This window comes from Saccharopolyspora sp. NPDC002686 (assembly GCF_040295745.1).
Taxonomy (GTDB): Bacteria; Actinomycetota; Actinomycetes; order Mycobacteriales; family Pseudonocardiaceae; genus Saccharopolyspora; species Saccharopolyspora oryzae.
The window spans coordinates 1-7446 of the sequence record NZ_JBEOVY010000362.1; the positions used below are offsets into that span (position 1 = coordinate 1).

The window sequence follows — 7446 nt, forward strand, 5'->3', positions numbered from 1 at the left end:
TTTCATTTAAAACTGTCTGCCGCCGTGGGTGGGATCTGCAGTTTCAATTGAAACTGCGGTTCTGAGTGGACGGTGGGGACGGATCGTGGTAGTGGCGGTGGGGTCCGGGTCAGTGGTCGGTGGGGCCGAGGTCTCCGGTGAGGTAGCGCTGGAGGTTGGGGCCGATCGCCGCGACGACCGTGTCGTGGTCGGCCGAGGCCAGGGGTTCCAGGTGGACCACGTAGCGGGCCATGCCCAGGCCGACGATCTGGGATCCGGCCAGCGAGGCGCGCAGCTCCGGGCGATCCACCCCGAGCACCTTGACCAGCTGGTTGAACATGACGTTCTGGATGAAGTCGCGCAGCATCGACACCGCGCTCTCGTTGGAGGCGATGCTGCGCACCAGGGCCGCGAACTGGCCGCCCTCGGCGTTGTCCCACACCGCCAGGAACATGCGCAGCAGCCGTTCGGCGAGCCCCTCGCGGTCCCCGGCCAGCAGATCCGGCACCACGTCGTCCGGGTTGATCGGGATCTGCACCGCCGCGGAGAACAGCCCGGCCTTGCTGCCGAACCAGTGGTTGACCATCGCCGGGTCGACTCCGGCGTGCGCCGCGATGGCGCGCACCGTGGCCGCGTCGTAGCCCTGCTCGGTGAACACCTCGCGCGCAGCCGCCAGCAGCGCGGCTCTGGTGTCCTCGCCGCTGGGGCGCCGCCCGCGCCGCTTCGGCTCGGTGCCGTTCGTTGCACTGCTCACCCGCTCATCCTGGCCGCCTCGGCGGTCCCGGGGCAAAGCGGCCCGGAGGGCGCGCGCGGGAGGAAACCGGTGCGCGGCACAATGACGACATGGTCGGCGACGGTGATATCGGCTCAATCAGTCCTGGACGCGAGGAGTTCCGCGCTCTCGCGGCGGACCGCCGGGTCATCCCGGTGGTGCGACGGCTGCTCGCGGACGACGAGACCCCGCTCGGGGTGTACCGCAAGCTCGCCGGGGACCGCCCCGGGACGTTCCTGTTCGAATCCGCGGAGAACGGGCGTTCCTGGTCGCGGTGGTCCTTCGTCGGCGCCCGCAGCGCCGCCGCGCTGACCGTCCGCGACGGGGAAGCCCACTGGACCGGCACCCCGCCCGTCGGCCTGCCCGACGGCGGCGACCCGCTGCAGGCGCTGCGCGAGACCGTCCGGCTGCTGCAGACCGATCCGCTGCCGGGCCTGCCGCCGCTGACCGGCGGCATGGTCGGCTACCTCGGCTACGACTCGGTGCGCCGCCTGGAGCGGCTGCCCGACCTCACCGAGGACGACCTGCAGATCCCCGAGCTGGTCATGCTGCTGGCCACCGACCTGGCCGCGCTGGACCACCACGAGGGCACCATCACCCTGATCGCCAACGCGGTGAACTGGGACGACAGCCCGGAGCGGGTGGACGCGGCCTACGACGACGCGGTGCGCAGGCTCGACGAGATGACCGAGCAGCTGTGCACGCCGTCGGAGCCGACGGTGGCCGCGTTCTCCCGGCCGGACCCGCAGTTCGTCCGCCGCCGCCAGCCGGAGGAGCACTACGAGGCGGTGGAGAAGGCCAAGGAGGCGATCCGGGCCGGTGAGGCGTTCCAGGTCGTGGTCTCCCAGCGCTTCGAGATGGACACCTCCGCCGACGCGCTGGACATCTACCGGGTCCTGCGCACCACCAACCCCAGCCCGTACATGTACCTGCTGCGGTTGGAGGCGCCGGACGGCGGCACCCCGTTCGACATCGTCGGCTCCAGCCCGGAGTCGCTGGTGACGGTGCGCGACGGCCAGGCCACCACGCACCCGATCGCCGGGACCCGCTGGCGCGGCGCGGACGAGGACGAGGACTCGCTGCTGGAGAAGGAGCTGCTCAACGACGACAAGGAGCGCGCCGAGCACCTGATGCTCGTCGACCTCGGCCGGAACGACCTGGGCCGGGTCTGCAAGCCGGGTTCGGTGCACGTCGTCGACTTCTTCCGCATCGAGCGCTACAGCCACGTCATGCACATCGTGTCGACGGTGACCGGGCAGCTCGCCGACGGCAAGACGGCCTTCGACGCGGTCGCGGCCTGCTTCCCGGCGGGCACCCTGTCCGGTGCGCCCAAGCCGCGCGCGCTGGAGCTGATCGAGGAGCTGGAGCCGACGCGGCGCGCCCAGTACGGCGGTGTCGTCGGGTACCTGGACTTCGCCGGGGACGCCGACACCGCGATCGCGATCCGCACCGCGCTGGTCCGCGACGGCCGGGCCTACGTGCAGGCCGGTGGCGGGATCGTGGCCGATTCGGACCCGGTCGCGGAGGACCAGGAGTGCCTGAACAAGGCGCGCGCGGTGCTGAACGCGATCGCGACGGCGGAGACGCTGTCCCGTCCGCGCGGCGAGCAGGTGACGGAGGAGCGGGTTGACCACCGAGCCGGGATCTGAGCCGGAGCCGCGCTCCAAGGGGCTCCTGTGGGCGGTCGTGCTGCTCCTGCTGGCCGCAGGAGGGCTGCTCTGGGGCTCCAGCGCGGTCTTGTGGGCCGGGCAGAAGTACCGCACGTCGTTCGGCGCCGAGATCACGGCCGGGGTCACCGGCGGCGACGTGCGACCGGAACTGGTGCCGATGGCGCTGGCGGCGTTGACCGCCGTCGCGGCCCTGCTGGCCACCGGTGGGTGGCTGCGGCGCATCGTCGGCGTGCTCATCGCGGCCGCGGGCGGAGTGCTGATCTGGCGGGCGTTCCAGGTGTACAGCTTCACCGTGTTCGGCGCGCCTGACGGCGTACCCCCGGGGAGCACGCCGGTCGGCCCGCTGGACCCGCAGCCGCTCGGGCCGCTGATGCTGATCGCCGGGGCGGTGTTGCTGCTGGTGGCCGGGGTGCTGGTGGTGCTGCGCGCAGGGAGAATGCCCGCTATGGGGGCGAAGTACTCGGCGCCGGGTGCGGAGAAGAAGAAATCCCACGATCCGGACCGGCAGATGTGGCAGGACCTCGATGCCGGTCGGGATCCAACGGACGATCAGGATCGCTGAATTAATTTCGGATTTCCTCGTCGGGCCGGAAAACCCAGTTCGGCACGGTTCCGAACGGTCGAACATCTTGCGCGCAAGGGCCGAAGGTCCTTGCTGCGCTGGGACGTTCCGGACACCCCTTGGTGGGCCGGGGTCCGGGCGAGGTTTAGCATCGGGCATGCGACGGCACGGCGGGAAGGGGAGTGTCGTGATCGAGCGCAATGAGTTCATCTGCGCATGCAACTCGCGGATCAGGGACTTGCGGGTGGCTGTTCGGGGCAGGGCCGGCGAGGTGTTCGCGTGACCGTTCTGGAATCCATCATCGAAGGCGTTCGCGAAGATCTGGCAGTTCGCGAATCCGCGATTCCGTTCGACGAGATCAAGCAGCTGTCCGCGGCGGCTCCACCGCCGCACGACGTGCTCGCGGCGCTGCGGGCGCCCGGCGTGGGCGTCATCGCGGAGGTCAAGCGCCGCAGCCCGTCCAAGGGCGAGCTGGCCGAGATCGGCGAGCCGGCCGAGCTGGCCGCCGACTACGCCGACGCCGGGGCGCGGGTGATCAGCGTCCTCACCGAGGAGCGCCGCTTCGGCGGTTCGCTCGCCGACTTCGACGCGGTGCGGGCGAAGGTGGTCAACACCCCGCTGCTGCGCAAGGACTTCATCGTCAGCCCGTACCAGGTGCACGAGGCCCGCGCGCACGGCGCGGACATGGTGCTGCTGATCGTCTCGGCGCTCGAGCAGAACGCGCTGGAAGCGCTGCTCGACCGGGTGGAATCGCTGGGCATGACCGCGCTCGTCGAGGTGCACACCGCCGAGGAGGCCGACCGGGCCCTGGAAGCGGGTGCGAAAGTCATTGGCATCAACGCCCGCAACCTGCATACGCTCGAGGTGGACCGCGACGTGTTCGGCCGGATCGCGCCGGGCCTGCCGCAGAACATCCTCAAGATCGCCGAATCCGGCGTGCGCGGGCCCAGCGACCTGATGGCCTACGCGGGCTCGGGTGCGGATGCGGTACTGGTCGGCGAGGGCCTGGTGACCAGCGACAATCCCAAGACGGCCGTCACCCAGCTGGTGACCGCCGGGTCGCACCCGGCATGCCCGCGGCCGAGCCGCTGACGGGCAGCGCGGGGTCGGCGAAGCACAGGAGGTAAGGCAATGACCGTGGGGGCGGACACCGCGCGCGCACACCGCCAGGGCAAGCCCGTTCCGGACGGGCACGACCCGGACGAGCGCGGGCACTTCGGGGACTACGGCGGCCGGTTCATGCCGGAAGCGCTGATCGCGGCGCAGGACGAGCTCGCCGCCGAGTACGCCAAGGCGCAGCGCGACCCGGAGTACCTCGCCGAGCTCGACGACCTGCTGCGCAACTACGCGGGCCGTCCCTCGCTGCTGACCGAGGCCAAGCGCTTCGCCGAGCACGCGGGCGGCGCGCGGATCCTGCTCAAGCGGGAGGACCTCAACCACACCGGCTCGCACAAGATCAACAACGTGCTGGGGCAGGCGCTGCTGGTCAAGCGGATGGGCAAGCGCCGGGTCATCGCCGAGACCGGTGCCGGGCAGCACGGCGTGGCCACCGCCACCGCCTGCGCGCTGCTCGGCCTCGAGTGCGTGATCTACATGGGCAAGGTCGACACCGAGCGGCAGGCCCTCAACGTGGCGCGGATGCGGCTGCTGGGCGCGGAGGTCATCCCGGTCAACACCGGCTCGGCGACCCTCAAGGACGCCATCAACGAGGCGCTGCGGGACTGGGTCGCCAACGTCGACCACACGCACTACCTGCTGGGCACCGCCGCGGGCGCGCACCCGTTCCCGATGATGGTCCGCAACTTCCACCGGGTCATCGGCGACGAGGCCCGCGAGCAGGTGCTGGAGATGACCGGTCGGCTGCCCGACGCGGTGGTGGCCTGCGTCGGCGGCGGCTCCAACGCGATCGGCATCTTCCACGGCTTCATCGACGACGCCGACGTGCGGCTGGTCGGCTTCGAACCGGCCGGGCACGGCATCGAGTCCGGCGAGCACGGCGCGACCCTCGGCGAGGGCACGCCCGGCACGCTGCACGGCGCCCGCTCCTACCTGCTGCAGGACGACGACGGGCAGATCGTCGAGGCCTACTCGATCTCGGCCGGGCTGGACTACCCCGGCGTCGGGCCGGAGCACTCGTACCTGAAGGACACCGGCCGCGCCGAGTACCGGTCGGTGACCGACGACGAGGCCATGCAGGCGTTCAAGCTGCTGTCGCGCACCGAGGGCATCATCCCGGCCATCGAGTCCGCGCACGCGCTGGCCGGGGCGCTGGAGCTCGGCAAGGAGCTCGGCCCGGACGCGATCATCGTGGTCAGCCTCTCCGGGCGGGGCGACAAGGACATGGACACCGCGGCGAAGTACTTCGGTCTCGTCGACGAGGCTCAGGAGGGTGCGCGGTGAGCCTGCGCGAGGTTTTCCAGGGGTGCCGCGAGGAGCAGCGCGCCGCGCTGATCGGCTACCTGCCCGCCGGGTACCCGTCGGTGCCGGAGTCCAAGGACCTGTTCCGGGCGATGCTGACCGGCACCGACGGCTCGACCGGCTGCGACATCGTCGAGGTCGGCATCCCGTTCTCCGATCCGGTGATGGACGGCCCGACGATCCAGGCGGCCAGCGACAAGGCGCTGCGCGCGGGCTTCCGGCTGCGCGACACCTTCGACGTCGTGTCCTCGATCGCCGAGGCCGGTGGCAACGCCGTGGTGATGACCTACTGGAATCCGGTGCACCACTACGGCGTGAACGCCTTCGCCCGCGACCTCAAGGCCGCCGGCGGGCTCGGCGTGATCACCCCGGACCTGATCCCGGACGAGGGCGAGGACTGGATCGCCGCGACCGACGAGCACGGCCTGGACCGGATCTTCCTGGTCGCCCCGTCCTCCACCGAGGAGCGGCTGGCCCTGACCGCGAAGGCGACCAGCGGTTTCGTCTACGCGACGTCGGTGATGGGCGTGACCGGTGCCCGCGAGAGCGTCGGCTCGGCGGCATCGGGCCTGGTCCAGCGCACCCGCGCGCACACCGACCTGCCGATCGGCGTCGGCCTCGGCGTCCGCTCCGGCGAGCAGGCGGCGGAGGTCGCCACCTTCGCGGACGGCGTCATCGTCGGCTCGGCGTTCGTGACCCGGGCCGAGAAGGACGGCGTCGAAGGCGTCCGGGAGCTGACCGCGGAACTCGCGCGAGGCGTCCGCAGCCGCTGATCTGAAGCGAACGGCCTGTTCACTCCACCTATCGGCGTGAACGGTCCGCTCGCTCGGTTGAACTTCGGCGCGAACGGACCGTTCGTCCCGTTTTGCGGGGCGGGCGGTCCGTTCGCTTTTTGACCGCAACGGCCGAGGCGGATGGTCCGTTCGCACCAACGGGTGGGACGGGTGGTCCGTTCGCCGCAACGGGGCTCCGGGGTGTGCGCGCCCCGGCTCGGGGCGCCCGATACCGTTGGGGCTGTGAGTGCCCCGGTCGCCGCCACGGCGAATTCGTTCCTGGCCACGATTCCGAGCCCGCCGCAAGGGGTTTGGCACATCGGCCCGATTCCGCTGCGCGCCTACGCGCTGTGCATCATCGCGGGCATCATCGCCGCGGTCTGGATCGGCAGCCGCCGCTGGGTGGCCCGAGGCGGCGCCGAAGGCACCGTCATCGACATCGCGGTGTTCGCGGTGCCGTTCGGCCTGGTCGGCGGGCGGCTCTACCACGTGGCCACGGACTGGCACAAGTACTTCGGCCCGGACCGCAACCCGCTGGACGCGCTCAAGGTCTGGGAAGGCGGCCTGGGCATCTGGGGCGCCGTCGCGCTCGGTGCCGTGGGCGCCTGGATCGGTTGCCGCCGGCGGGGCGTCCCGCTGTCCGCGTTCGCCGACGCCGTCGCGCCGGGCATCATCCTGGCGCAGGCCATCGGCCGCCTGGGCAACTGGTTCAACCAGGAGCTCTACGGTGCACCGACGACCCTGCCGTGGGGTCTGGAGATCTACCGCCGCGTCGACCCGGCCACCGGCCTCAACGATCCGATCGGCGGCGTGGCCCTGGACCAAACCCCGATCACCGTCGTGCACCCGACGTTCCTCTACGAACTGCTCTGGAACCTGCTGATCTTCCTGGTGATCATCTGGGCGGACCGCAAGTTCCGGATGGGCCGCGGCCGCGTGTTCGCGCTCTACGTCGCGGGCTACACCCTCGGCCGGTTGTGGATCGAGATGATGCGCACCGACGAGGCCACCATGATCCTCGGCATCCGCATCAACGTCTTCACCTCGCTGATCGTCTTCGCCGGCGCCGTCCTGTACCTGGTGCTGGTGCGCGGTGGGCGTGAGGACCCCGAGCTGCTGCAGGGCAAGCCGGAGCCGGGCGCAGCCCCGGCGGAGGCCGCGGAGCCTGCGGAGTCTTCGGAGCCATCGGCGGAGAAGGAGCCGGAGGCGACTGAGCCCGAGTCGGAGGAGACCGAGGCGAAAGCCGAGGACTCCGGAGACGACTCGCAGGCG

7 protein-coding genes are annotated in these 7446 nt (G+C 71.1%); 6 read left to right on the forward strand and 1 reads right to left on the reverse strand.

From position 1 onward, the window contains the following. Positions 1-109: 109 nt before the first annotated feature. A complete protein-coding gene (locus ABTZ89_RS32465; RefSeq protein WP_270947088.1) occupies positions 110-733 on the reverse strand; it encodes a TetR/AcrR family transcriptional regulator in 624 nt (207 codons plus the stop codon). Between the two features lie 89 nt (positions 734-822). Between ABTZ89_RS32465 and ABTZ89_RS32470 the strand changes: the two genes are divergently transcribed. The 6 genes from ABTZ89_RS32470 to lgt form a co-directional block, all read left to right on the forward strand. Beyond that, a complete protein-coding gene (locus tag ABTZ89_RS32470) occupies positions 823-2400 on the forward strand; it encodes an anthranilate synthase component I (protein ID WP_270947089.1) in 1578 nt (525 codons plus the stop codon). After that, positions 2378-2983 (forward strand): Trp biosynthesis-associated membrane protein, encoded by a 606-nt coding sequence (locus tag ABTZ89_RS32475; protein ID WP_270947090.1) that lies wholly within the window; start codon positions 2378-2380, stop codon positions 2981-2983. The genes ABTZ89_RS32470 and ABTZ89_RS32475 overlap by 23 nt, the downstream gene beginning before the upstream one ends. A gap of 279 nt (positions 2984-3262) precedes the next feature. Continuing rightward, entirely contained in the window at positions 3263-4075 is an 813-nt protein-coding gene (trpC, locus tag ABTZ89_RS32480) for an indole-3-glycerol phosphate synthase TrpC (RefSeq protein WP_270947091.1), read from the forward strand. Positions 4076-4114: 39 nt separating this feature from the next. Then, the gene (trpB, locus tag ABTZ89_RS32485; RefSeq protein WP_351051960.1) at positions 4115-5383 is read left to right on the forward strand and encodes a tryptophan synthase subunit beta; all 1269 of its coding nucleotides are present in this window, start codon (positions 4115-4117) and stop codon (positions 5381-5383) included. Next, positions 5380-6174, forward strand: a complete 795-nt coding sequence (trpA, locus tag ABTZ89_RS32490; protein ID WP_351051962.1) for a tryptophan synthase subunit alpha — start codon at positions 5380-5382, stop codon at positions 6172-6174. Before trpB ends, trpA begins: the two co-directional genes overlap by 4 nt. Positions 6175-6417: 243 nt before the next feature. Beyond that, on the forward strand, positions 6418-7446 hold a 1029-nt coding region (lgt, locus tag ABTZ89_RS32495; protein WP_351051965.1), incomplete at its 3' end, for a prolipoprotein diacylglyceryl transferase.